We start from the raw sequence: 25,598 nt of genomic DNA on the forward strand, positions 1-25,598 counted from the left end.
GACATCCACGGCATCACCCGGAGCCGCTGCCGGCACACATCGCTACGCCGATCACTTGGCGCCGCTTCGGCTGCGCCACGGGGAATCAGTATTCAGAACCACAGGAACGAAATAATGAAAACAACAATGTTCACAACCGGAGCGTTAACCCTTTCGCTGCTGGCCAGCAGCGCCATGGCCGCGGTATCCCAGTCCGAGGCGGCACGCCTGGGCAGCGAACTGACCCCGGTCGGCGCCGAGAAGGCTGGTAATGCGGCAGGCACCATTCCCGCCTGGACCGGCGGTCTGGCGCAGGATGCCGCTCCGGTTTCGCCCGATGGCTTCGTCGGCGATCCCTATGCCGGCGACAAGCCGAAGTTCACCATCACCGCGCAGAACTACGAACAGTACAAGGCCAACCTCACGCCCGGCCAGATCGCCATGTTCAAGCGTTATCCGGACAGCTACCGGCTGCCGGTGTACGAGACCCGTCGCAGCGCCGCCATGCCGCAGCACGTCTACGACGCGGCGGCCCGCAACGCCACGCAGACCCAGCTGGTTCGCGGCGGCAACGGCCTGGAGAACTTCGAGAAGGCTATCGCCTTCCCGATTCCCAAGGACGGTCTGGAAGTCATCTGGAACCACATCACCCGCTACCGTGGCGGCTCGGCGCGTCGCGTCGTCGCCCAGGCCACGCCGCAGGTGAACGGCAACTTCAGCCTGGTGAAGTTCGTCGACGAGGTGGTCTACACCGACACCCTGACCGACTACAAGCCGGAGAAGCATGGCAACGTACTGTTCTATTTCAAGCAGCAGGTCACCGAACCCTCCCGCCTGGCCGGCAACGTGCTGCTGGTGCACGAAACCCTGGACCAGGTGAAGGAACCGCGCATGGCGTGGATCTACAACGCCGGCCAGCGCCGCGTGCGCCGCGCCCCGCAGGTCGCCTATGACGGCCCGGGCACCGCAGCGGACGGCCTGCGTACCTCCGATAACCTGGACATGTTCAACGGCGCGCCGGACCGCTACGACTGGAAGCTGATCGGCAAGAAGGAGCTGTACATCCCTTACAACGCCTATCGCCTGGATTCGCCGCAGCTCAAGTACAGCGACATCATCAAGCCCGGCCACATCAACCAGGATCTGACCCGCTACGAGCTGCACCGCGTGTGGGAAGTGGAAGCTACCCTGAAGACGGGTGAGCGCCATATCTATGCCAAGCGCCACTTCTTCATCGACGAGGACACCTGGCAGGCTGCAGTGGTCGATCATTACGACGGTCGCAATCAGCTCTGGCGCGTGGCCGAAGCCCACGGCCTGCACTTCTACAATGTGCAGGTTCCGCTGTACTCCATGGAGACCCTCTACGACCTCATTTCCGGCCGCTACCTGGTCATGGGCATGAAGAACGAAGAGAAGAACCCCTACACCTACAACTACAAGGCCAATTCCAACCAGTACACCCCGGCAGCCCTGCGCAACTCCGGCGTACGCTGACAGCCTGCTCGCCACCGACGCCCCGCCTCGTGCGGGGCGTCGTCGTTATGGCAGGGGCAAAAAGAAACCCCGCCACGGACAGCCGTGGCGGGGTTCGGGTGCAGCACGTACGTGGTATCGCGGGCCGGCTTACTGGGCCAGCAGGCGGCCGATGTTGTCGTCGCGGAATACCCGGGTCAGCGCATCGCTCAGCACATCGCTGACCAGCTTGGTGTTGGTCTGCTCGTTTGGCGCCATGCCGAAGCGCTGGTTCAACGATGCACCATAGCGGCCGTTGTAGCGCTTGCCGGCGTTCTGCACCTCGATCTTGAGCGTTGCGCCGATATTCGCCTCGGTGACGTACAGCCCCTCCTTCGGCGACTGATACTTCAGCTCGGCCAAGGTCAGCGTCAGCTGCGGCGCGTTATAGGCGTTCGGTGATGGCGTGAAACCGAGCAGTCGCACGGCGGCTTCGGTCTGGGCCTGCAGCTTGGGGATGACCTTGGCACTCGGCACGATCACCGCGCTGGTTTCCGGATACAGGCCGCCACGGGTGCCGAGGGTCGGCGACGGGCGCGCATCGACCACCCGTACGACCACGGGCTGCCCCTGGCCAACGGGATTGATGGTGCCGTTGAGTTTGGGGTTCGGGTCGAGCTGCTGCGGGCTGTGGGCACAACCGACCAGACTCATTCCAAGAACGGTGACAAGACCGAACAACAGGCGTTGCAGCATGCTGTTTTCTCCAGGGTTAGGGGCGATGAATGCGGCGCAGTATACCCACCGGCACGACGCGCCGACAGTGATGCGATTCAGACCGGCGGCGCCACTGCCGCGTTCCTTTTCACGCAGTTGTCACAGGACTTTGCGATAACGACGAGACGCCAATCACCATGAGTGCAAACCATCATGCGACAGCTGATTTCCCTGTTGCGCCGCCGCCCCGCTCGCCACTTCGCGCTGCTCGATGAACATGGCCGGTGCCGCATGCTGCTCAGCAGTGCCTGCAAGCCCGCGGGCGCCGCCTGGGTCGAGGTGGAGGAAGTTCGCCTGAGCTGGATTGGCCAGCCGCTTCCCGCCGAGAGCCTGCGCGCGGCGTGATGCGCAGGTAGAACCGGAGGCACAAAAAAGCCCCGTACGTTCGGTACGGGGCTTTTTCGCTTCAGCGCAGCTGATCAGTAGGTCAGGCCGAGGCGCTTGTCCGCCATCTGGCTGATCTCACGATAGGCTGCCGCATCGTTCTGCAGCGTGGCTTCGCGGGCCGGAAACATTTCCTGCAGCTTGCTCGACCAGGCTTGCGAGCGGTACTGCTCGGGGAAGCAGCGCTCGAGCAGATCGAGCATGATGGAGACAGTCACCGAAGCACCCGGCGATGCGCCGAGCAGCGCGGCGATGGTGCCGTCCTTCGCTGCGACCAGTTCGGTGCCGAACTGCAGGATGCCACCCTTCTTCGGATCCTTCTTGATGATCTGCACGCGCTGACCGGCAATCTCCAGGCGCCAGTCTTCGGCCTTGGCCTCCGGATAGAAGCCGCGCAGCGTTGCCAGGCGATCCTCCATGGACTGCATCACTTCCTTGATCAGGTAGCGGGTCAGGTCCATGTTGTCGCGAGCGACGGCCATCATCGGGCCAATGTTGCTCGGGCGAATCGACAGCGGCAGGTCCATGAACGAACCGCGCTTGAGGAACTTGGTGGTGAAACCGGCGTAGGGGCCGAACAGCAGAGACTTCTTGCCATCGACCACGCGGGTATCGAGGTGTGGCACCGACATCGGCGGCGCGCCCACCGCGGCCAGGCTGTAGACCTTGGCCTGGTGCTGCTTGACGATTTCCTGGTTGTCGCAGCGCAGCCACTGACCACTGACCGGGAAACCACCGAAGCCCTTGCCCTCCTCGATGCCGGACATCTGCAGCAGCGGCAGCGCGGCACCGCCAGCGCCGAGGAACACGAATCCGGCTTGCACCTGACGCGAGCCACCGGTGCGGGTGTTCTTGATGTCGACCTTCCAGCCGCTGGCGGTACGGTCGAGACCGGTGACCTTCTGGTTGTAGGAAACCTTGACCCCGCCACTGCGCGCCAGGTAACCGAGCAGCTGGCTGGTCACCGCACCGAAGTTGACGTCGGTGCCGTTCATGGCGCGCGTCGCGGCGATCGGCTCGCTCGGATCACGGCCCGGCATCATCAGCGGCATCCACTCGGCGAGGGTCGCGCGATCCTCGCTGTACTCCATGTCGGCGAAGGCGTGATGCGTCTTCAGCGCGTCGAAGCGGCGCTTGAGATAGTCGATGTTCTTGCTGCCGCGCACGAAGCTCAGGTGCGGAACAGGATTGATGAAATCGCGCGGGGAGCCGAAGCCTTCGCGGTCGGCCAGATAGGCCCAGAACTGCTTCGAGACTTCGAACTGGGTGTTGATCAGCACGGCCTTCTTGATGTCGATCGTGCCGTCTTTGCTGTCAGGGGTGTAGTTCAGCTCGCAAAGGCCCGCGTGGCCGGTACCGGCGTTGTTCCACGGGTTGGAGCTTTCGATGGCTCCGGATTCCTGCAGCTCGACGATTTCCAGCTTGATATTGGGATCGAGTTCCTTGAGCAGTACCGCCAGGGTCGCACTCATGATGCCGGCTCCCACCAGCACCATATCCACTGCTTCGCTATCGTGTTGCGTCATCAACGCGTTCTCCAGAATCACAGCATTAAACTGTCGTGACCGCAGTACGCGGCCCCGTAAAACCCACCAGCCAGACGGTCAGGAACGGAGCATGTGCCTGGACCGCTGCTCGGGAACATGTGCCCGAGAACAGGCAACCACAGGCTGCCTGCCAGCTTCGGAAGGTCGGCTTTTGGCCTCCTCCCTCTCGCTGCGATCCCTCCGGAGCGGGCCTGGCCCGGTGCTCGACGGTGGACGCTGCGAGGAAAACGATTGCGAATCATGTTGCCGAGTTCGATCACAGCGCGCGGCTCGCAGTACGCGCGCTGCCGATTGAATCCGATGCGTTCGATACGAAATGGCGACCCGCAGTTCAGCCGCGCCGGGCCTCGATCAGCTCGATATAGGGCGCGGCCTGACGCTGATCGGCGATCAGATCGACAAAGCTCTGCCCTTTGCTGTTCCTGGCGTCGAGATCGTAGCCGGCAGCCACGAAGAAGCCGAGAAAGCGCTCGAAGTCATCGATGCGAAGGCCGCGGTAGGCCTTGATCAGCTTGTGCAACGAAGGTGGGGTGTCGTCAGCCGGTTCAGGCTGCAGAAACAGCTTGATCGACTCATCCCCGATCTCGTCGCCAATCACCTGCTTCTTGTCTTTACGCATGCCGCCTCCGGTCCACGGGGTCTCACGGGGGCGGCAGTTTACTCCTCGCAGGCGGCTCACTCAACGCGCCAGGACCGCTTGCGACCAAGGTCGTACATCGCCTGGCCGCGATCACAGGCGATTGTTCGGCACAAATAACAAGCGGTGTCTGGCGCCTATAATGGCGCCTTCGCCTACAAGGAGCGTTCCAGGCATGAAGTTACCCCCTCTGTTCGCGGCATGGCGGCAGGCCTTGCACCTGGGTTACGGAGCCCGCGCATTGCGCGGCGACATCAGCGCCGGATTGACCGTTGGCATCATCGCCATCCCCCTGGCCATGGCACTGGCCATCGCGGTCGGCGTGGCGCCCCAGCACGGGTTGTACACGGTACTCGTGGCGGCTCCGCTGATCGCCCTGACCGGGGGCTCACGCTTCAACGTTTCCGGGCCGACGGCGGCGTTCGTGGTGATTCTGTTGCCGATCACCCAGCAGTTCGGCCTGGGCGGACTGCTGCTGTGCACCATGCTCGCCGGCCTGATCCTGATCACCCTCGGCCTGCTGCGCGCCGGCCGCCTGATTGCCTTTATCCCCTACCCCGTGACCCTCGGTTTTACGGCAGGCATCGGCATCGTCATCGCCACCTTGCAGATCAAGGACCTGTTCGGCCTGACCCTCTCCGAGCAACCGCAGCACTATGTCGAGCAGGTCGGCCTGCTGTTGCGCTCGTTGCCCAGCGCGCATCTGGGTGACGCCCTGGTGGCGGTGATCTGCCTCACCGTGCTGATCGTCTGGCCACGCTGGGTGCCCAAGATCCCGGGACATCTGGTAGCGCTGACGGTCGGGGCGGTGGCAGGGGCACTGCTGGAGTCTTCAGGGCTGTCGGTCGCAACCCTTGGTGAACGCTTCAGCTACACCCTGGATGGCGTCACGCACCCGGGCATTCCGCCGTTCCTGCCGGATTTTGCCTGGCCGTGGCTGTTGCCCGGTCCGGACGGCCAGCCGCTAGAGCTGAGCTACGAACTGTTCCGCCAGCTGCTGGCACCGGCTTTCGCCATTGCCATGCTCGGCGCCATCGAATCGCTACTCTGCGCCGTCGTCGCCGATGGCATGACCGGCAGCAGCCACGAGCCCAACGGCGAGCTGATCGGCCAGGGGCTGGGCAATCTGGTCGCGCCACTGTTCGGTGGCATCACCGCGACCGCCGCCATCGCCCGCAGCGCGACCAATGTCAGGGCCGGCGCGTTTTCGCCACTGGCCTCGATGATCCACGCCGGTGTGGTGCTGGTCGCAATTCTCTGGCTGGCGCCGCTGTTCAGCTATCTGCCAATGGCAGCACTGGCGGCGTTGCTGGTGATGGTGGCCTGGAACATGAGCGAAGCACCGCACGTGATGCACGTGTTGCGCATCGCCCCGCGCAGCGACGTGCTGGTGCTGCTGACCTGCCTGATCCTCACCGTGCTGTTCGACATGGTGTTGGCGGTAGGCGTCGGGCTGCTGCTGGCGGCCGGGCTGTTCATCAAGCGCATGAGCGAGCTGACCGACACCACCGCCCTCTCCCGGGAGCAGCGACGCATCCTGCGGGACATGCCCGAGCATGTGGCCACCTATGCGATCCGCGGGCCGCTGTTCTTTGGCGCCGCGGAAAAGGCCTTGGGCGCGCTGCGGCGCTTCAACCCCGAGGTCAAGGTGGTGATCGTCGACATCAGCGCGGTGCCGATGCTGGACATGACGGCCCTGGCATCGCTGGAGAACGTGCTGGTGGATTACCGCCGCCTGGGCGTCACGCTCATTCTCAGTGGCAGCAGTGCGCAAGTTCGGCTGAAGCTGCGCCGTGCCGGCATCCATCGCCTGCAGGGGCATCTGTTCTACGTACGCAATCTCACCCAGGCGCGGGAAAAGGCGCTGCGCCTGTTGCGACCGGAGCCGGATCCGGCTCCGGTGTGAACGCTCCGCCGGCCATGCCGGCGGAGCGCCAAGCGGCAGGAGGTGTCAGCCGGCATGCTTCTGCAGGTTGGCCATCATTTCCTTCAGCGCCTCGATGTTGTCGGCCGGATGCGCAGCATTTTCGAAATTGCAGATCTGCTGCCACTGCGCCGCGACATCCTCGGCATCGAACCCGGCTTTGGGGTCGAAGCCCACGCCGAGACTGCGCTCCCAGCGCACCTTGCCCATCCAGCCGCCGCCCACTTCGAACAGCCCGCCGGTGTCCTGGCATTGCTCGCTTCCCAGGTAGACGACCAGCGGGCTGACCAGCTCCGGCTTCAACTGCTCGAACACCTGCGGCGGGATCAGCCCCTCGGTCATCCGCGTGCCGCCCGTGGGGGCGATGGCATTGACCAGTACGTTGTTCTTGCGCCCTTCCAGCGCCAGGGTACGTGTCAGCCCGTACAGGCCAAGCTTGGCCATACCGTAGTTGGACTGGCCGAAGTTGCCGTAGATGCCGGAGGTCGAGGCAGTGAAGATCACCCGGCCAAAGCCTTGTTCACGCATGTGCGGCCAGGCGGCGCGGGTCACCTTGTAGGAGCCCTCGACGTGCACGCGGTAGACCAGGTCCCAGTCGGCGTCTTCCATCTTGTGGAAGGTCTTGTCACGCAGGATGCCCGCGTTGTTGACCACCACATCGATGCGCCCGTAGGTGTCCAGCGCCTGCTGAACGATGCGCGCGCCGTCGGTCACCGAGTCATGATTGGCAACCGCTTGGCCACCGGCCTGGCGAATCTCCTCCACCACCCGGTCGGCTGCGGAACTGTTCGCGCCCTCGCCCTGGGTGCTGCCACCCAGGTCGTTGACCACCACTCTGGCGCCATGGCGGGCGAACAACAGGGCATGGGCACGCCCCAGTCCGCCGCCGGCCCCGGTCACGATCACGACCTTGTCTTCGAAGCGGATGGCATCAGTCATATGCGAACTCCCTCAGCGATTCTTGTTGGATGAGATTCAGGGACCGGAGTGTTGAACAGGCCTCGGCGTCCCCACAAGCAAGCGGCCAGAAATGAATGCCGCGGCATAAGGGCCGGGGATGACCCTTGCCCATTCGCGGAGTCTGGGCGGATTTCGCGCAACACCCGGCCGGCCGCGCCATTGGCTGCCTGCAGAAGTCTTTGCCCAAACAACTCACAGAGTTTTCCACAGCTTTCGTGGATAAATCGGGCGGTCACTATCCCCGGCAGTCTGACTGCCGCAATCCCGACGCATGCCCGTCAACCCTTCTGGGATGCGGCCTGCCGCCGCACGCCTGGCAGCTGCACAAAAAACATACAACATTCGCCACCCCCCACGGCGCTTCGCTTGCGGGCAGTCTTCCCAAGGTTATCCACAGAGTGGCGCACACAATTCGGGGACAACGACACAACGACTCATAGGCGCGGCGCTATCGTGGCGATGTTCAGAAACTAACGGCAGCGCCGCGGCATCGGCCGTAGCATGGGGCTATCAACGACAAGGGAGCCCATCATGTCCAGCCATAGCCTGTTCGAGCGCCTGTTCGCTAATTACGCCTCGGCTGCCGCCGGGTGCTGAGCGAGCGCGATAAGCCGGCGCTCAGTCCAGGGACATTTGCCTCCCTTGGCCAGTGAGGCGTGGCGGCGTAACCTTCGCTGCCAGCCCAACCAGCGGAGTAGCCGATGTCCCTGCGTTCCATCTGCGTTTTCTGCGGCGCCAGCCGCGGTACCAATCCCGTTTATGAACAAGCCGCCCAGGATCTCGGTCGCACCCTGGCCGCCAACGGTATTCGCCTCGTCTACGGGGGCGGCGCCGTAGGCCTGATGGGCGTGGTGGCGGATGCCACCATGGCCGCCGGTGGCGAGGTCATTGGCATCATTCCTCAGAGCCTGAAGGACGCCGAAGTCGGCCACACCGGCCTCACCCGATTGGAAGTGGTCGACGGCATGCATGCGCGCAAGGCGCGCATGGCGGAGCTGGCGGACGCCTTCATTGCCCTGCCCGGTGGGTTGGGTACGCTGGAAGAACTGTTCGAAGTCTGGACGTGGGGCCAGCTGGGCTATCACCCCAAGCCGCTCGGCCTGCTGGACGTCAATCACTTCTACAGCAAGCTCAGCCATTTCCTCGATCATCTGGTTGAAGAGGGCTTCGTCCGCACGCAGCACCGCGAGATGCTGCAACGCAGCGATCAGCCGCAGAGCCTGATCAGCCTGCTTGAAGCCTGGCAGCCGCCCGCCCACAGTCGCTGGGCGAAGACCGCGCCGCAATGACCCGACACAGCTGATCAATTTTTGCTCTGCGTGCTGCACGCCGCACCGCTGGTGGCCTGCAGCACGCCTCCCCCACGTTATCCACAGCCACGTCCACAGTAGTCGGGGATAACCGTCTGCGCAGCACCACCGGCGCAAACATATTTCTTCCCGCGGACTGGTCCGGGCGCTCCAAGGCTAACTGATCAAAAGCTGACCAGAGCCGCCACGCCTTAGTCCCATAAGGCGTAGCGACCGAAGTCCAGCGGTTATCCACAACAACACTCACAGCTGTAGTGGATAAACGAGCGAACCATTTAGCCGGCCTGGGCTCACAATCAGAGCAACAACGCTTCGATCAAAGACCGATGACGGAGGCAACCCAATGAGCTGGCTGGCATTGACGCTGGTAGCGTTCGTTTGCTTCGTGCTGGTGTTCTTCATCAAGAATCGCCAACTCAACCACCCGGCGCTGCAATACCCCTATCGACTCAAGGTGCCTCTGTTCGCTTCTGCCGAGCGCGAACTGCTGGAGCACTTGCAAGGCACGTTCGGCGAGCGCTACCTGGTGCTCCCCAAGGTGAGCGTCGCCGATGTCATCGAAGTCACGGCCATCCCCCGGCGCGCCTATTGGTACCAGGCCAGCAACCGCATCGCAGCGGCGCGCTTCGATTTCCTCCTGTGCACGAAGACGGACCTGCAGCCCGTTTGCGTGATCAATCTGGACGAACCCGAAGCCGAGCAGGATTTCATGGACCGTCTCTGCGAAACGGTTGGTCTGCCGCAGGTTCGGCTGGCACCGGACAAGGTGCACGCCTACACCCTCGTTCGCGAAGCCGTCGAGGCGGCAATCGGGCAATCGACCACCGGCCGCGAATAAGCGGAAGGCGACGAGGTCACATCCCCTGCACACCGTGCAGTACCGCTGCGGCGCCGCTCCGCAATTCACCCACCGGTTACGAGTGACACGATGAAATACGCCCTGCCCCTGCTATTTGCCCTTTCCCCTGTTGCGACCCTGGCGAACGAACAGGCCTGCCAGCCTATCGACGAGGCCCAGGTCGCCGCCCTGTTCGACCGCTGGAATGCCGACGTGCAGACGGGCGATCCGCAACGGGTCGTGGAAAACTATGCTCGCGATTCGATGCTTCTCCCAACGGTATCCAACACCCCACGGCAAACGCCTGAGGCCAAGCTGGACTACTTCCAACACTTCCTGGCGCTCAAGCCGAAGGGCGAGATCGTCTCGCGCATGGTCATGATCGACTGCAACAGCGCGCTCGACACCGGCCTGTACAGCTTCCATTTCGCCGACGGGGCCACTGTCCCTGCGCGTTACACCTTCACCTACAAGTGGTTTGCGGATGCCGGGCAGTGGCTGATCACCAGCCACCACTCGTCCGCGATGCCGGAGCAGACCGACGTAGCGCAGCAGGTTCCGCAGGCCGACCACTGAGCGCCGCCCATTCGCCTGGTGCCCCACACGGAAGCTCCAGGCGAGCCGGCAGGCATCACGTCACCGCCGATGCCGAGTGCACGGCAGCCTTGCTTCTGTCGCTCACTGCTCGATACTCGTAGGCAGTACCACTGCCCGTAGCCGGACCGCCTCAACATGCAACTCAAGCCCCTGCTGTCGCGCCTGTTCGAGCTGGGCAGCAATCTGATCCGTCGCTACCCCGGCACCGTTGCGCTGTTCGGATTCGTCTCCGGCGTCGCCAGTTTCGTGCTGGTGGAACGCCACGCCGGGCTGGCCAAGGTGGTCGCGCTGGTCATGCTGGTCAGCTGGCTCTGGCTGGTGCTCGAATCCAGCCTGCGCAGAAGCCTGCAGCGCTGGTTCGGCTGGCAAGTGCCGCAACCGCTGCTGCGCTATGCCACGCAGATGGTTCATCAGGAAAGCCTGTTCTTCATCATTCCGTTCTTTGCCATAACCACCACCTGGAACAGCGGCCAGGCGCTGTTCACCGGGCTACTGGGGCTAGCGGCACTCGTCTCGCTGATCGACCCGCTGTACTACAAGTGGCTGGCGCCACGCCGCTGGGTCTATCTGGGCTTCCATGCGCTGACCTTGTTCGCGGTACTGCTCACGGCCCTGCCGATCATCCTTCACCTGTCCACCCCGCAAAGCTACCAACTCGCCCTGGGCGTCGCCGTGCTCCTGGCATTGCCCAGCCTCAGCGGCCTGTTCCCGCGTCTGGGCTGGCGCACCATACCGGGCGTCCTGCTGCTGGCGGTGGCACTGGGTGCCGCCGGCTGGTGGGGACGGACCTGGGTTCCGCCGGCGACGCTCTGGCTGACGGATGTCGCCGTGACCATGAGCCTCGACGACCGTCAGCGCAAACCCGGCAGAGGGCTGCGCGAGCTGAGCAGCGCCGAGCTGCAGGCCAACGGGCTGTACGCCTATACCGCGATCAACGCACCGCGCGGGCTGAAAGAGCGCATCTACCACGAGTGGACGCATAACGGGCGGCGCGTCGATCGTATCGCGCTGGACATCAGCGGCGGTCGCGAAGCCGGTTACCGGGCCTGGACGCACAAGCGCAACTTCCCTGCGCAGCCCGCGGGGCGCTGGCGCGTTCGCGTCGTCACCGAAGCCGGGCAGATGATCGGCATGCTGCGCTTCCGAGTCACGGAGTAGCGAACCCCCGGCCGCTGCCGCGACTCCATATCTGGACCAGCCTGGCATGGAGAAGGACATGGAATGGTGGGCGATCATCTCCAGTACCGTGACCGCGGAGTTTTCCGATATCACCGACCTGGAGGATGCGACGCGGGTCAGCAGCCGCTTGCTGATCGCAACGATTCTCGGCGGCCTGCTGGGCTATGAGCGCGAGCGCAAACGCAAGGCCGCCGGATTGCGCACGCATATGCTGGTGGCCCTTGGCGCGGCGCTGCTGGTACTGGTGCCGGTGCAGGCCGGCATGAGCCTCGAGGACATTTCCCGGGTGATCCAGGGCCTGGTCACCGGCATCGGCTTTCTTGGCGCAGGGACTATTCTGAAGGGCAGCTCAGTGGAGAATGTGAAGGGCCTGACCACTGCTGCCGGAATCTGGCTTACCGCAGCCATCGGAGTGGCCGTTGGCCTGGGGCATGAAGCCACCGCTGTCCTGAGTACGCTGCTGGCCCTGGCCATCTTCGTGCTGATGCCGCGGTTGGAGCGTCACACGGCGCTGCGCGCAGCACGCAAGCGGCGCGAGGCCAATCGCGCGCCCTGATCGAACCATCCGAGGGTCATTCCATGCTGTGCCATACACGGATCGTCACGCTGCTTCTCGCCGCGCTGCTTGCCCTTGGCGGCTGCAGCGAAACCGCCAAGCTGCCGGTGGAAAGCGGTTATGGCCCGACACCTGCCCTGCCCGCGCCGAACAAGACGCTGCTGCCCACGGTTTATATCGCCCCGGCCAGAGGCTGGCCACCCGGCGCCAAGCCGCAGGCCGCGCCCGGTCTGCGCGTCGAGGCATTCGCCACGGACCTGGACCATCCACGCTGGCTGTATGTGCTTCCCAATGGGGATGTACTCGTGGCCGAAAGCGACGCCCCTCCGAAGCAGGAGAACCAGGGCCTGCGCGGCTGGATCGCGAAGAAGCTCATGGCGCGTGCAGGCTCGGGTGGACCAAGCGCCAATCGCATCACCCTGCTGCGAGACGGCGACGGTGACGGCGTGCCGGAAGTGCGCACCACCTTCCTCGAAAACCTCAATTCGCCGTTTGGCATGGCGCTGATCGGCGACAGCTTCTATGTGGCCAACACCGATGCCCTGCTGCGCTACCCCTACGAACAGGGTGCTCACCGCATCACAGCGCCCGCGCAAAAGGTAGTGGACCTGCCGGCGGGGCCGATCAACCATCACTGGACCAAGAACGTCATCGCCAGCCGGGATGGCTCGCGGCTGTACGTTACCAGCGGCTCCAACAGTAACGTGGCGGAGAACGGCATGGCCGCCGAGGTCAACCGCGCCGCGATACTGGAGGTCGATCCGCAGGCCGGCACGCTGCGGGTGTTCGCCTCCGGCCTGCGCAACCCCAACGGCCTGGCCTGGCACCCTGATACCGGCGACCTCTGGACCACCGTCAACGAGCGCGACGAGATCGGCAGTGACCTGGTACCGGACTACATGACCTCGGTCCGGGACGGCGGCTTCTACGGCTGGCCCTACAGCTACTTCGGCCAGCATGTCGATATTCGGGTCAAACCGCAGCGACCGGATCTGGTCGAGCGCGCCATCGTCCCGGACTACGCACTGGGCGCGCACACCGCTTCCCTCGGACTCGCCTTCTACGAGGGCAGGCTGCTGCCGTCACGCTACCTCCACGGCGCGTTCGTAGGGCAGCACGGTTCATGGAACCGCAGGCCCCGCAGCGGCTACAAGGTGGTGTTCATTCCCTTTCGCGATGCCAAGCCGGCCGGGCAGACGGAAGACGTGCTGAGCGGCTTCGTCAATGCTGCGGGCGAAGCCATGGGACGGCCCGTCGGCGTCGCGGTGGACCGGCACGGCGCGCTGCTGGTTGCCGATGACGTGGGTGATGTCATCTGGCGGGTCACTCCAGACGACCGCCGAGCCGCCGGCGCTTTGCCACGTTGAACCTTGCGAGCCGCCTGATGGCCATAAATGCATGACTGTCCGGCATGAGGATCTCACATGTTCAAGCGCACCCTTTTCTTCATCGCTCCGCTGGCTCTGTTGATCGGCTGCTCCGGCAACGTGCAGAACCCCGTCGACCGAATCACCTATCGCGACGAGCCGCTGGTACGGGACGTGGAAACCGGCATGACGCAGGCGCGCGTGCTCAGCATCGGCGGTGAACCGTCCCGGGCTACGGCACGCACCGTGGTACCGGGCCTGTGTCACGACTACATCCTCAACCGGGACGGCAAGCAGCAGCCCTATTACGTCAGTTTCGACAGTGCCGGCCGGGTGGATGGCCAGGGTTTCCTGACCTGCAAGCAGCTCGAGGAAAACCAGCGCAACCTGCGTCGCTGAGGGTCGCATTCACGTCCAAGCACAGTGGTAGATGCCAGAGGAGGTTTCACCATGCCCCGCGGAGACAAATCCAAGTACACCGACAAGCAACAGCGCAAGGCCGAACATATCGAGGAAAGCTACGAGAAGCGTGGCGTCTCGGAGAAAGAGGCCGAAGCACGTGCCTGGGCGACCGTCAACAAGCAGTCCGGTGGCGGCGAACGCAAGGGCGGTTCCGGCAAGGGCAAGAGCGAAACGGCCAAGAGTGCCGATCGCAAGGACTCGGCCCATCGCGCCGCCGATGCGCGCAAGGGCAAGTCACCCAACAAGGGCTCGGCCCGCAGCTCCGGCTCCTCCAGCACAAGCCTTGCCGACATGACCCGCGACCAGCTGATGGAAAAGGCCCGTGAGCGGGACATTCGCGGCCGCTCGAAGATGCGCAAGGACGAGCTGCTGAAGGCGCTCAGCTGATGCTGCCAATCCTGACCAGCCAACAGCCGCCCGAGCCGTCGCCAAGCAATCCCAAGCGCGAGGACCCGGGCCGGCCGGTGCCCATCGACGAGCCTGACCCTGGCCGCTCCGAACCTGAGGCTCCGCCGCCGGAAGAGGTCGCAGGCTAAACTTTTCGCCAGCATCCCGATCTCAATTGGCGAACCGTGAAGCACTGCACGGCGGTGCACAGACCAGGAGATGGCGATGAGTTACGTACAACTGAGCGACAAGCAGAGCCTGCGCGAGCGGGCCCGTCAACACGTCGAGAACGGCGCGGTCACCGAGAGCTATTCCGCCGACCGCGAGGTGGTGATCAACCTGCTGAACGAGGCGCTGGCCACCGAGCTGGTCTGCTACCTGCGCTACAAGCGTCACTACTACATGGCGACCGGGCTGAAATCCAGCGTCGCCGCCGCCGAGTTCCTCGAGCACGCCAATGAGGAGCAGGAACACGCCGATCGCCTGGCCGAGCGAATCGTTCAGCTGGGTGGCGAGCCCGACTTCAACCCCGACAGCCTCACCGAACGCGCCCATGCGCAGTACGCCGAGGGCAACGGCCTGCGCGACATGGTCTTCGAGAACCTGGTGGCCGAACGCATCGCCATCGACAGCTATCGCGAGATCGTCCAGTACATCGGCGACAAAGACCCCACCACCCGGCGCATCTTCGAAGACATCCTGGCGCAGGAAGAAGAGCACGCCGACGACCTGGCCGGCCTGCTGGACGGCATGAACTGATCCGGAATCAGCCGGCTCTGCCACAAAAAAAAAAAAGGCCACCCGAGGGTGGCCTTAAATCTAGGAAGAGAGGTACAGCTTAGCCGGCTGCCACCGGACGCATGTAGGAGATCGGTGCGGTCTGCGGGTCATCGAAGGTCACCAGTTCCCACGCATCCTTCTGTGCCATCAGGGTGCGGAGCAAACGGTTGTTCAACGCGTGGCCGGATTTATAGCCGCGGAATTCGCCGATCAGACTGGTGCCCAGCAAGTACAGATCACCGATGGCATCGAGAATCTTGTGCTTCACGAATTCGTCCTCGTAACGCAGACCGTCTTCGTTGAGCACACTGGTTTCGTCCACCACGATGGCGTTCTCAACACTGCCGCCGAGCGCCAGATTGTGCGAGCGGAGAAACTCGATGTCGCGCATGAACCCGAAGGTACGTGCACGGCTGACTTCCTTGACGAAGGAAGTGCTTGAGAAGTCCACACTGGCAGTCTGGGTGCGACCCTTGAAAACCGGGTGATCGAAATCGATCTCGAAGCTCACCTTGAAGCCGTCGAAAGGCAGGAAGGTCGCGCGCTTGTCGCCCTCCTCGACCGTCACTTCACGCTTGATGCGGATGAACTTCTTGTGGGCGTCCTGCTCCTGCAGGCCGGCGGATTGAATCAGGAATACGAAAGGCCCAGCGCTGCCGTCCATGATCGGCACTTCCGACGCGGAGAGTTCGACGTAGGCGTTGTCGATCCCCAGGCCGGCCATTGCCGAAAGCAGATGCTCCACAGTGTCGACCTTGACGTCACCGTTGACCAGCGTCGTGGACATGGTGGTTTCGCCAACATTCTCGGCCCGCGCGGGAATCTCCACAGGCGGATTGAGGTCGGTGCGACAGAACACGATCCCGGTGTCCACCGGTGCCGGTTTCAGGGTGAGATAAACCTTCTCTCCCGAATGCAAGCCGACGCCGGTGGCGCGAATGATGTTCTTCAGGGTGCGTTGTCTGATCATGGCCTTTTGCTTCGCTGTAGCACTAGTTGCGAATAGTTTTCAACAATTGGCGGCGATAATAGCAGATGCCAACTTTGCTGAACACCAATCACACCAATACTCCTGATAACTTCAATCAATCGGCCTGACGACGCAGGAACGCCGGAATATCCAGATAATCCAGATCCTCCTGCGGATTCAGCTTGGCAGCGGTGGCCGCTGCATGGGCCTGGTTGCGCATGACGGTCGGGCGCTCCAGATCGCGGTAGTTCACGGCAGCCTGCTCCTGCTGGCGCGGGGCCGGAGCGGCAGCGGCGACGGTCTGCACGGTATTGTCGATGACCTTGACCGGCTTCTCGTTGCGCGGACCCAGGCCGGTGGCGACCACGGTGACATGCAGCTCGTCAGCCATGTCCGGATCGATCACGGCACCAACCTTGACGGTAGCTTCATCGGAAGCGAAGGCCTCGATGATCTCGCCCACTGCGGCGTACTCGCCGAGCGACAGGTCCAGACCGGCGGTGATGTTGACCAGAATGCCACGTGCACCCTGCAGGTTGACGTCTTCCAGCAGCGGGTTGCGGATGGCCGCTTCGGTCGCTTCACGCGCGCGGTTCGGGCCGGTGGAGCAACCGGTGCCCATCATGGCCATGCCCATTTCGCCCATGACAGTCTTCACGTCGGCGAAGTCGACGTTCATCAGGCCCGGACGCTGCATGATGTCGGAGATGCCGCGCACCGCGCCGGTCAGCACGTCATCAGCCTTGGCAAAGGCGGCCAGCAGGCTCGCGTCCTTGCCGAGGATGGTCAGCAACTTCTCGTTGGGAATGGTGATCAGCGAGTCGACACACTCGGACAGTGCGCGGATACCCTCGTCGGCAACCTGCATGCGGCGGCGGCCTTCGAAGGGGAACGGCCGAGTGACCACGGCGACGGTCAGGATGCCCATTTCCTTGGCGACCGAAGCGATGATCGGTGCAGCACCGGTACCGGTACCGCCACCCATGCCAGTGGTGATGAACACCATGTCAGCGCCTTCCAGCACTTCGGCGATGCGCTCGCGATCTTCCATCGCAGCCTGACGGCCGATGTCCGGATTGGTGCCGGCGCCCAGGCCCTTGGTGATAGCCGAGCCGAGCTGCAGCACGGTACGCGCCTCGACCTTTTTCAGAGCCTGCGCATCGGTGTTGGCGCAGATGAATTCGACGCCTTCGACGTTGTTGCGAACCATGTGGTTCACGGCATTGCCGCCGCCGCCACCAACGCCGATGACCTTGATGACTGCACTTTGCGGGGTATGATCTACGAGTTCGAACATTTCCCTCTCTCCTTCCAGCTTTCTAGTTTTGGTTTTACAGCGCACTGCTTAAAAATTGCCCTGGATCCAACCCTTGAGCCGATCCAGAACAGACGCCTTTGATTCGTCGGCAAAGTTGCCGAGTCCAGGCACGGGAACGCCGTCGGCCTGCTTGTGCAGTCCGTACAGCAGCAGGCCCACGCCCGTCGAATAGATTGGATTGCGTACTACGTCGGCCAGTCCCTTGACGCTGTGCGGCACGCCAAGGCGCACCGGCATGTGAAAGATTTCCTCGGCCAGGTCGACGGCTCCTTCCATCTTCGCTGTACCGCCGGTGAGAACGATCCCGGCCGGGACCAGATCCTCGTAACCGCTGCGCCGCAGCTCGGCCTGGATCAGGGTGAAGAGCTCGTCGTAACGCGGCTCTACCACCTCTGCCAGGGCCTGCCGGGACAGTTCACGCGGAGGGCGATCGCCAACGCTGGGGACCTTGATGGTCTCGCCCGCGCCAGCCAGCTTGGCCAGCGCGCAAGCATAACGAATCTTGATCTCCTCGGCATACTGGGTCGGCGTACGCAGGGCCATCGCGATGTCGTTGGTGACCTGGTCGCCGGCGATCGGGATCACGGCCGTATGGCGGATCGCGCCCTCGGTGAAGATGCAGATGTCGGTGGTGCCCCCGCCGATATCCACCAGGCAGACGCCCAGCTCCTTCTCGTCATCGGTCAGCACGGCGTGCGCCGAAGCCAGTTGCTCGAGAATGATATCGTCCACTTCCAGACCGCAGCGGCGCACGCACTTCTCGACATTCTGCGCAGCGTTCACCGCACAGGTGACTACGTGCACCTTGGCCTCCAGACGCACGCCGGACATGCCCAACGGTTCACGCACGCCCTCCTGGTTGTCGATCACGTAGTCCTGCGGCAGGGTGTGCAGCACGCGCTGATCGGCAGGAATGGCAACCGCCTGCGCCGCGTCGAGCACACGCTCCAGATCGGCGGTACTCACCTCGCGGTCGCGGATGGCCACGATGCCGTGGGAGTTCAGGCTGCGGATGTGATTGCCGGCCAGACCGACGAAGGCTGAATGGATGCGGCAGCCAGCCATCAGCTGGGCTTCTTCGATGGCGCGCTGGATCGACTGCACGGTGGATTCGATGTTCACCACCACGCCCTTCTTCAGGCCGCGCGAAGGATGGGTACCGATGCCCACGATTTCCAGTTCACCATCGGCGGTCACCTCGCCCACCAGCGCCACCACCTTGGAGGTGCCGATGTCCAGGCCGACGATCATCTTGCCGCTTTGCACGCTCGACATGTGTTTCATTCCTCAATTCTTCGCAGCGACGGTCGTATCCGTCGCAGTCGGGATCGGCTCATGCCAGGCGACTGCCAGGCCGTTCGCATAGCGCAGATCGATCCGTGCGATTTTCTCGCTTTCCTGCTCCAGTGCCTTTTGATAAATGGCAGTGAAGCGACGCATTTTTTCTACTACCTGGTCCCGCCCCAGCAACAACTCGATGCCCTGGTTGGTGGTCAGGAACCAGCTTCCACGTTCACGCAGCTCGAGACGGGAAATGGAGAACCCCAGCGGGCGCAGCATCTGGCTGAGCATCTGGTATTGCTGCATGACCCGCTGTTGGGCCCGCTTCGGACCATACAAATGTGGCAAGTGTTCATATCGGCTCAGGTCATCCGGCGAGAAAGCCTGGCCTTTATTGTTAAGCAATGCTTCGCCCCCCCAACGGGCAATCGGCAATTGCTCATCCAGACGCACCATCACCTGATCGGGCCAGACGCGGCGAACCTCGACATGGGCAATCCATGGCATCTGTTCGAGTTGGTGACGCATGCCGTTCAGATCAACCTTGAAGAAGCTCTGCTCGACGAAAGGCGCGATGCGCTGCTGAACCGCCTCGCGGCTTACGTAACCCAGCTCGCCTTGGACGCTGACCTTGGCGATCGGCCGGTCGGCATAGGGCAGCAGGCGCTCGCCCAGTTCGTACAGCCCGACCGCCAGGCCGACCAGCAGCACCGGCCAGACGAAACGCTTCAGACCGGCAAGGCTGGGCCTGGGCAGGCGCTGCGACAGCGGCTGCGGCGTCACCAGGCGGCTCGCACCCCGTTGCACGGGCTTGCGCGAGGCACGTCCGTTGCCGGGTTGCGAATGACGCAGCGTGGTGATCATGGCTCAGTTCCCCGCCTCGAGGCTGTCGTCGAGAATGCTCAGCACCAGCTGCTGGAAATCCAGCCCGGCGGCACGCGCCGCCATCGGCACCAGGCTGTGATCGGTCATGCCCGGCACGGTGTTCACTTCCAGCAGCCAGAAGTTGCCCTCGGCATCCTGCATCACGTCCACCCGCGCCCAACCGCGAATACCCACCGCCTCGCAGGCACGCGCCGAGAGCACCTTGAGTGCTTCTTCGCGGGCCGCGTCCAGCCCGCAGGGGATGCGGTACTGGGTATCGGAGGCCAGGTACTTGGCGTCGTAGTCGTAAAAGGTATGCGGCGTGCCCAGGCCAATCGGCGGCAGGACCTCACCGTGCAGCACCGCCACGGTGAACTCGGGGCCCTGGATCCACTGTTCAACCAGCACCTGCGCGTCATAGGCGCTCGCTGCGCGCCAGGCGGCGATCAGCTCGGCGACATCGCCAACCTTGGCCATACCGATGCTCGATCCCTCGTGCGCCGGCTTGACGATCAGCGGAAAGCCCAGCGTCTGGGCCGCGGCCTGGCAGTCGGCTTCGCTGGCCAGCACCGCGTGCCGCGGCGTTGGCAGGCCGAGGCTCTGCCAGACCTGCTTGGTGCGCAGCTTGTCCATGGCCAGCGCCGAAGCGAGGATGCCGCTGCCGGTGTAAGGAATGCCGGCACACTCCAGCAGCCCCTGCATGCTGCCGTCTTCGCCACCGCGGCCGTGCAGGACGATAAAGGCACGGTCGATCCGCTCGCTGCTCAGGCGCTGCAGCAGGCCATCACCGGCATCGATACCGAAGGCATCCACACCCGCCGCCTGCAATGCGGCGAGCACGGCAGCGCCGGACTTGAGGGAGACCTCGCGCTCGGCGCTCTTGCCGCCGAAGAGCACGGCGACGCGGCCGAATTCCTTGGGGTCGCGCGTCGATTGCAAAGCCATCATTTGGTTTTCCTTGCGGCGTCATCGCCACCGAACAGGGGACTCTTGAGAAGTTGCGGAGCCAGCCCGCCGATATCACCGGCGCCCTGGCAGAGCAGGATGTCACCGGCACGCAGCAGCGGCTTGACCAGCGGCGCCAGATCGACGCCACGCTCGACATAGATGGGGTCGAGCTGACCGCGCTGGCGGATGCTGTGGCACAGCTGACGACTGTCGGCACCGGGGATGGGCTCTTCACCGGCCGGGTAGACCTCCATCAGCAGCAGCACGTTGGATTCGCCGAGCACCTGCACGAAGTCGTCGTAGAGGTCCCGGGTACGGCTGTAGCGGTGTGGCTGGTAGACCATCACCAGGCGCCGCTCCGGCCAGCCACCACGTACCGCCTTGATCACCGCAGCGACCTCCCGCGGGTGGTGGCCGTAGTCGTCCACCAGCATCACGCTGCCGCCGTCCACCGGCAGATTGCCGTAGACCTGGAAACGGCGGCCGACGCCGGCGAACTCGGCCAGGCCCTGGACGATGGCTTCGTCATCGATGCCCTCGTCGGTGGCGATGGCGATGGTGGCCAGGGCATTGAGCACGTTGTGGTTGCCGGGCATGTGCACCGAGACGTCCAGCGGTTCGCAGCCGTCGCGCAGCACGGTGAAATAGGTGCGCATGCCTTCCTGACGAACGTTGATGGCACGCACGTCGGCGTCTTCACTGAAACCGTAGGTGGTAGTCGGACGGCCGATCTGCGGAATGATCTCGCGCACCACCGGATCGTCGACGCAGAGCACCGCCAGGCCGTAGAACGGCAGGTTGTGCAGGAACTCGACGAAGGTCTTCTTCAGCTTGCCGAAGTCGCCGCCATAGGTGCTCATGTGGTCGGCGTCGATGTTGGTCACCACCGCCACCATCGGCTGCAGGTGGAGGAAGCTGGCGTCGCTTTCGTCCGCTTCGGCGATCAGGTAACGGCTGCTGCCCAGCTGGGCATTGGTACCGGCCGCGGTCAGACGGCCACCGATGACGAATGTCGGATCGAGCCCGCCTGCCGCGAACACCGAAGCCAGCAAGCTGGTGGTGGTGGTCTTGCCATGGGTTCCGGCGACGGCGATGCCATGCCGGTAGCGCATCAACTCGGCGAGCATCTCGGCCCGCGGCACCACCGGGATGCGCTGTTCCAGGGCCAGGGCCACTTCCGGATTGGCCGAATTGATCGCACTGGACACCACCAGCACGTCGGCACCGGCGACATTGCCGGCCTGGTGGCCGATGAAGATCTGTGCGCCGAAGCTCTGCAGGCGCTCGGTACTGGCCGATTCCTTGAGGTCCGAGCCGGACACCTCGTAGCCGAGGTTGAGCAGCACTTCGGCGATGCCGCACATGCCGACCCCGCCGATGCCAACGAAATGAATGCGGCGGATGCGCCGCATGCGGCGTACTTCGGCTTTCACCGCAGCGGGAGACTTAGCCATGGGCCACCTCCAGGCAGATATCGACCACGCTGCGGGTGGCGTCGGGCCGGGCCAGGCGGCGCGCGGTGGCCCCCATGGCCTTGAGTTTTTCCGGCTGCATCATTACCTCGGTCAGCTGAGCGGCGAGCGCGGCCGCGTCAGTCTTGGCTTGTGGCAGAAGGACGGCAGCGCCCTCCTTCGCCAGATATTCGGCATTGCGGGTCTGGTGATCGTCGATCGCGTGAGGCAACGGCACCAGGAACGACGGCAGCCCGGCGGCGGCCAGCTCGCACACGGTGAGTGCGCCGGCGCGGCAGATCACCAGATCGGCCCAGGCGTAAGCCCGCGCCATGTCCTTGATGAAGGGCGCAACCTCGGCCTCGACGCCCGCCTCGGCATAGCGCTGCTCGGTGATTTCGGCGTGCTGTTTGCCGGCCTGGTGGAACACTTCCGGCCGCAGTTCGGCGGGGACCTGCGCCAGCGCTGCGGGCAACAGCTTGTTCAGCGGTTCGGCACCCAGGCTGCCGCCCAGCACCAGCAGACGCGGCCGACGATGAGCCAGGCTGTCGCGCGGGGTTTCCAGAAACAGTTCCTCCCGCACCGGGTTGCCGGTTGTCCGGCGCTTGGCGCTGGAACTGAAGGTATCCGGGAAGGCCTCGCAGACCCGGCTGGCCAACGGCACCAGGCTGCGGTTGGCGGTACCGGCCACGGCGTTCTGCTCGTGGATCACCAGCGGCACGCCGGCCAGTTTGGCCGCCAGCCCGCCGGGACCGGTGACGTAGCCGCCAAGCCCCAGCACGCAGACCGGACGCAGCTCGCGGATGATGCGGCGCGCCTGGAACAGCGAGCGGACCAGCTGCAGCGGAGCCTTGATCAGCGACGCTAGGCCTTTGCCGCGCAGTCCACTGACCTGAATCAGATGCAATGGCAGCCCGGCAGCAGGCACCAGTTCGTTCTCGATGCCACGCGGCGTGCCGAGCCAATGCACGGCATAGCCACGCGCCTGGAACTCGCGCGCGCAGGCCAACGCAGGGAATACGTGCCCACCGGTACCGCCGGCCATGATCAGGACATTAGCGGCCATGAGCGACCTCCTTGGCCGAGGGCTCGGCAAAGTCGGACTCGTCGAACTCGGTGTCCTCGCTGCCCAGTACGGTGCGGCTTTCCCACTCGATGCGCAGCAGCAGCGCCATGCTCGCGCAGGTCACCACCAGCGAGCTGCCACCGTAACTGAGGAAGGGCAGCGTCAGGCCCTTGGTCGGCAACAGGCCGACATTCACCCCGACGTTGATCAGGAACTGACCGAGCCAGAGGAACGCCAGACCCCAGGCGACATAGGCGGCGAAGAACTGCCGAGCCTTCTCTGCCCAGAGTCCGATGTAGAGGGCACGCACGCCGACGAAGGCAAACAGGGCGATGGTCGCCAGCGCGCCGATCATGCCCAGCTCTTCGGCAAGTACCGAAAACACGAAGTCGGTGTGCGCTTCGGGCAGGTAGAACTGCTTCTGTACGCTGTTGCCGAGGCCGACGCCGAACCATTCGCCACGTCCGAAGGCGATCAGCGCCTGGGTCAGCTGATAGCCGGCACCATACTGGTCGGCCCAGGGGTCGGTAAAAGTGATCAGGCGCTGCAGGCGGTATTCCTGAGTCTGCACCAGGACCACCACTGCGCCGACCGCGGCGATCACCAGCAGGCTGAAGCGGATCATTCCGACCCCGCCGAGGAACAGCATGGCCACCGCAGCGCCCATCATCACCACCGTCGCCCCGAAGTCGGGCTCCAGCAACAGCAGGAACGCCATTGGCAGCAGCACCAGGAACGGCTTGGCGAAGCCCCACAGGCTCTCGCGAACTTCCTCCTGCCGGCGCACCAGATAACCGGCCAGGTAGATCACCACGAATACCTTGGCCAGCTCCGACGGCTGCACGTTGAACGCGCCGAAGCCGATCCAGCGCATGGAACCATTGACCTCGCGACCGATGCCCGGCAGCAGCACCAGGATCAACAGCCCGAAGGCCGCCAGGAGCAGCATCCAGTCCATCCGCTGCCAGAACGAAAGCGGTACCAGCAGCATCGCGGCGCCGGCACCCAGCCCCAGCACCACATAGATCAGGTGGCGAATCATGTGGTACAGCGGATTGCCGGAGTTGACCGCCGCCACCTCGGACGACGCCGAGGTGATCATCACCAGGCCGAGACCAAGCAGCGCCAGACAACCGGCCAGCATGGGGAAGTCCAGGTCCACACCACGGCGGCCGTACAGGGGCGAAGGGGCTTGGCGCAGGAAGGCGAGCATCAGTCGAGCGCCTCCACCGCAGCGGCGAAGAGACGACCGCGCTCCTCGAAGTTCTTGAACATGTCCAGGCTGGCGCAGGCCGGCGAAAGCAGTACCGCATCGCCCGACTCCGCACATTCGGCGGCGCGCTGTACAGCCTCTTCCAGGCTGGCGACGCGGATCAGCACCGTCGCTTCGCCCAGCGCCTCGGCCAGACGCGGGGCGTCGCGACCGAGCAGCACCACGGCTCGGCAGTAACGCGCCACGGGAGCGCGCAGCGCGGAGAAGTCGGCGCCCTTGCCGTCGCCGCCGGCGATCAGCACCAGCTTGCCGTCGATGTCGGCGCCGAGGCCTTCGATCGCTGCCAGCGCAGCACCGACGTTGGTGGCCTTGGAGTCGTCGTAATAGCTGACACCGGCACGCTCACCGACCCACTGGCAACGGTGCGGCAAACCGGTGAAACGACGCAGCGTATCCAGCATGGGGCCGAACGGCAGCCCCACCGCGTGCCCGAGTGCCAACGCAGCCAAGGCGTTGGACTGATTATGCGCACCGCGCATCTTCAGTTCGCGCACCGGCATCAGTGCCTCGAACTGGAACGCCAGGTACTTCTCGCCTTTTTCCTCGAACAGCCCGAAGCCCTTGAAGTCCGGCTTGCCGAGCCCGAAGGTCCAGGTCGGCACATCCTCACCCACCAACGGCCGGCTGAGGCGGTCATCCCTATTGACGACCACCTGGCGCGCGCCACGGAAGATGCGGTGCTTGGCCTGGTGATAAGCCGGCAGCCCACTGTAGCGGTCCATGTGGTCTTCGCTGATGTTCAGGCAGGTGGCCACTTCGGCATTGAGCTGCTCGGTGGTTTCCAGCTGGAAGCTGGAAAGCTCCAGTACGTAGAGATCGACATCATCGGCAAGCAGATCGAGCGCTGGAGTGCTCAGATTGCCGCCGACCGCCACGGTACGCCCGGCTGCCGCGGCCATCTCGCCGACCAAAGTGGTCACAGTGCTCTTGGCATTGGAGCCGGTGATCGCGACGATGGGTGCCTTGGCTTCGCGGGCGAACAGCTCGATGTCCCCCGACAGCTTGACGCCCCGTGCCGCGGCTTCCTGCAACGCCGGCGTGCTGACCGCAAGCCCGGGGCTCACCAGCAGCTCGCTGGCGGTACAGAGGAAATCCACATCCAGTTCGCCGCAGCGTACCTGCACATCCGGGTACTCGGCCTTCAGCGTGGCCAGTTCCGGCGGGTTCGCACGAGTGTCCACCACGGCAAACGGCAGCCCGCGGCGCGCCAGGTGGCGAACCAGGGACATGCCGCTCTTGCCGAGGCCGACAACGATGCGGAACTGGTCGGAAGCGATGAGCACTCTCG

At 64.2% G+C, this 25,598-nt stretch carries 25 protein-coding genes; 12 read left to right on the forward strand and 13 right to left on the reverse strand.

All coding sequences use genetic code 11. The annotated features are described in order from the left end of the window. Positions 1 to 126: 126 nt before the first annotated feature. Positions 127 to 1,476, forward strand: a complete 1,350-nt coding sequence (locus ACVRRC_RS17765) for a DUF1329 domain-containing protein (protein ID WP_017244389.1) — start codon at positions 127 to 129, stop codon at positions 1,474 to 1,476. 129 nt (positions 1,477 to 1,605) lie between these two features. Here the strand turns inward: ACVRRC_RS17765 and ACVRRC_RS17770 are convergent, their stop codons facing one another. Then, the gene (locus tag ACVRRC_RS17770; RefSeq protein ID WP_011912289.1) at positions 1,606 to 2,190 is read right to left on the reverse strand and encodes a YajG family lipoprotein; all 585 of its coding nucleotides are present in this window, start codon (positions 2,188 to 2,190) and stop codon (positions 1,606 to 1,608) included. Between the two features lie 174 nt (positions 2,191 to 2,364). On the opposite strand from ACVRRC_RS17770, the gene ACVRRC_RS17775 reads away from it, so the two are divergent. After that, positions 2,365 to 2,556 (forward strand): hypothetical protein, encoded by a 192-nt coding sequence (locus ACVRRC_RS17775; protein WP_013981980.1) that lies wholly within the window; start codon positions 2,365 to 2,367, stop codon positions 2,554 to 2,556. Positions 2,557 to 2,630: 74 nt separating this feature from the next. Here ACVRRC_RS17775 and mqo read toward each other — a convergent pair whose 3' ends face one another. Both mqo and ACVRRC_RS17785 read right to left on the reverse strand, forming a co-directional pair. Further along, positions 2,631 to 4,142, reverse strand: coding sequence for a malate dehydrogenase (quinone) (gene mqo / locus ACVRRC_RS17780; RefSeq protein WP_080505043.1), 1,512 nt, complete (start codon positions 4,140 to 4,142; stop codon positions 2,631 to 2,633). A 331-nt stretch (positions 4,143 to 4,473) separates the two neighbouring features. Then, entirely contained in the window at positions 4,474 to 4,761 is a 288-nt protein-coding gene (locus ACVRRC_RS17785) for a PA4642 family protein (protein ID WP_011912286.1), read from the reverse strand. Between the two features lie 193 nt (positions 4,762 to 4,954). On the opposite strand from ACVRRC_RS17785, the gene dauA reads away from it, so the two are divergent. After that, positions 4,955 to 6,685, forward strand: a complete 1,731-nt coding sequence (gene dauA / locus ACVRRC_RS17790) for a C4-dicarboxylic acid transporter DauA (RefSeq protein ID WP_048328659.1) — start codon at positions 4,955 to 4,957, stop codon at positions 6,683 to 6,685. A 45-nt stretch (positions 6,686 to 6,730) separates the two neighbouring features. Here dauA and ACVRRC_RS17795 read toward each other — a convergent pair whose 3' ends face one another. Then, positions 6,731 to 7,642 carry an SDR family oxidoreductase gene (locus ACVRRC_RS17795; RefSeq protein WP_011912284.1) on the reverse strand — a complete coding sequence of 304 codons (912 nt, stop codon included), beginning with the start codon at positions 7,640 to 7,642 and terminating at the stop codon, positions 6,731 to 6,733. Between the two features lie 722 nt (positions 7,643 to 8,364). On the opposite strand from ACVRRC_RS17795, the gene ACVRRC_RS17800 reads away from it, so the two are divergent. The 9 genes from ACVRRC_RS17800 (at position 8,365) to ACVRRC_RS17840 (ending at position 15,118) form a co-directional block, all read left to right on the forward strand. Further along, a complete protein-coding gene (locus ACVRRC_RS17800) occupies positions 8,365 to 8,952 on the forward strand; it encodes an LOG family protein (protein ID WP_048328658.1) in 588 nt (195 codons plus the stop codon). A gap of 364 nt (positions 8,953 to 9,316) precedes the next feature. Next, on the forward strand, positions 9,317 to 9,811 hold the full coding sequence (locus ACVRRC_RS17805) for a DUF2726 domain-containing protein (protein ID WP_011912282.1): 495 nt from the start codon (positions 9,317 to 9,319) through the stop codon (positions 9,809 to 9,811). Between the two features lie 90 nt (positions 9,812 to 9,901). Continuing rightward, positions 9,902 to 10,387, forward strand: a complete 486-nt coding sequence (locus tag ACVRRC_RS17810) for an SgcJ/EcaC family oxidoreductase (protein ID WP_011912281.1) — start codon at positions 9,902 to 9,904, stop codon at positions 10,385 to 10,387. Positions 10,388 to 10,543: 156 nt separating this feature from the next. Further along, positions 10,544 to 11,566: a DUF5924 family protein gene (locus ACVRRC_RS17815; RefSeq protein WP_011912280.1), complete on the forward strand. Its 1,023-nt coding sequence runs from the start codon at positions 10,544 to 10,546 to the stop codon at positions 11,564 to 11,566. 58 nt (positions 11,567 to 11,624) lie between these two features. Beyond that, positions 11,625 to 12,143: an MgtC/SapB family protein gene (locus ACVRRC_RS17820; protein WP_011912279.1), complete on the forward strand. Its 519-nt coding sequence runs from the start codon at positions 11,625 to 11,627 to the stop codon at positions 12,141 to 12,143. A gap of 23 nt (positions 12,144 to 12,166) precedes the next feature. Continuing rightward, entirely contained in the window at positions 12,167 to 13,510 is a 1,344-nt protein-coding gene (locus ACVRRC_RS17825) for a PQQ-dependent sugar dehydrogenase (protein WP_472997322.1), read from the forward strand. Between the two features lie 57 nt (positions 13,511 to 13,567). After that, positions 13,568 to 13,909, forward strand: a complete 342-nt coding sequence (gene osmE, locus ACVRRC_RS17830) for an osmotically-inducible lipoprotein OsmE (protein WP_014595977.1) — start codon at positions 13,568 to 13,570, stop codon at positions 13,907 to 13,909. Between the two features lie 51 nt (positions 13,910 to 13,960). Further along, on the forward strand, positions 13,961 to 14,359 hold the full coding sequence (locus ACVRRC_RS17835; RefSeq protein WP_048328657.1) for a Rho termination factor N-terminal domain-containing protein: 399 nt from the start codon (positions 13,961 to 13,963) through the stop codon (positions 14,357 to 14,359). Positions 14,360 to 14,584: 225 nt separating this feature from the next. After that, positions 14,585 to 15,118, forward strand: coding sequence for a ferritin-like domain-containing protein (locus tag ACVRRC_RS17840; protein WP_011912275.1), 534 nt, complete (start codon positions 14,585 to 14,587; stop codon positions 15,116 to 15,118). A 79-nt stretch (positions 15,119 to 15,197) separates the two neighbouring features. Here the strand turns inward: ACVRRC_RS17840 and lpxC are convergent, their stop codons facing one another. The 9 genes from lpxC to murD all read right to left on the reverse strand — a co-directional run bounded on the left by lpxC (position 15,198) and on the right by murD (position 25,593). After that, positions 15,198 to 16,109: a UDP-3-O-acyl-N-acetylglucosamine deacetylase gene (lpxC, locus tag ACVRRC_RS17845; protein WP_013981967.1), complete on the reverse strand. Its 912-nt coding sequence runs from the start codon at positions 16,107 to 16,109 to the stop codon at positions 15,198 to 15,200. A gap of 115 nt (positions 16,110 to 16,224) precedes the next feature. Beyond that, positions 16,225 to 17,406 (reverse strand): cell division protein FtsZ, encoded by a 1,182-nt coding sequence (gene ftsZ, locus ACVRRC_RS17850; protein WP_011912274.1) that lies wholly within the window; start codon positions 17,404 to 17,406, stop codon positions 16,225 to 16,227. Positions 17,407 to 17,454: 48 nt separating this feature from the next. Further along, entirely contained in the window at positions 17,455 to 18,702 is a 1,248-nt protein-coding gene (gene ftsA / locus ACVRRC_RS17855; protein ID WP_011912273.1) for a cell division protein FtsA, read from the reverse strand. 12 nt (positions 18,703 to 18,714) lie between these two features. Further along, a complete protein-coding gene (locus tag ACVRRC_RS17860) occupies positions 18,715 to 19,572 on the reverse strand; it encodes a cell division protein FtsQ/DivIB (protein WP_011912272.1) in 858 nt (285 codons plus the stop codon). A 3-nt stretch (positions 19,573 to 19,575) separates the two neighbouring features. After that, on the reverse strand, positions 19,576 to 20,520 hold the full coding sequence (locus ACVRRC_RS17865; protein ID WP_053527690.1) for a D-alanine--D-alanine ligase: 945 nt from the start codon (positions 20,518 to 20,520) through the stop codon (positions 19,576 to 19,578). Beyond that, positions 20,517 to 21,974, reverse strand: coding sequence for a UDP-N-acetylmuramate--L-alanine ligase (gene murC / locus ACVRRC_RS17870; protein WP_011912270.1), 1,458 nt, complete (start codon positions 21,972 to 21,974; stop codon positions 20,517 to 20,519). The genes ACVRRC_RS17865 and murC overlap by 4 nt, the downstream gene beginning before the upstream one ends. Continuing rightward, on the reverse strand, positions 21,967 to 23,037 hold the full coding sequence (gene murG, locus ACVRRC_RS17875) for an undecaprenyldiphospho-muramoylpentapeptide beta-N-acetylglucosaminyltransferase (RefSeq protein ID WP_013981963.1): 1,071 nt from the start codon (positions 23,035 to 23,037) through the stop codon (positions 21,967 to 21,969). Before murG ends, murC begins: the two co-directional genes overlap by 8 nt. Continuing rightward, complete coding sequence (gene ftsW, locus ACVRRC_RS17880; protein ID WP_013981962.1) at positions 23,027 to 24,250, reverse strand: putative lipid II flippase FtsW; 1,224 nt, start codon at positions 24,248 to 24,250, stop codon at positions 23,027 to 23,029. Before ftsW ends, murG begins: the two co-directional genes overlap by 11 nt. Next, the gene (gene murD, locus ACVRRC_RS17885; protein WP_472997323.1) at positions 24,250 to 25,593 is read right to left on the reverse strand and encodes a UDP-N-acetylmuramoyl-L-alanine--D-glutamate ligase; all 1,344 of its coding nucleotides are present in this window, start codon (positions 25,591 to 25,593) and stop codon (positions 24,250 to 24,252) included. Before murD ends, ftsW begins: the two co-directional genes overlap by 1 nt. Positions 25,594 to 25,598 lie beyond the last annotated feature (5 nt).

Source organism: Stutzerimonas sp. LR2, from assembly GCF_055755175.1.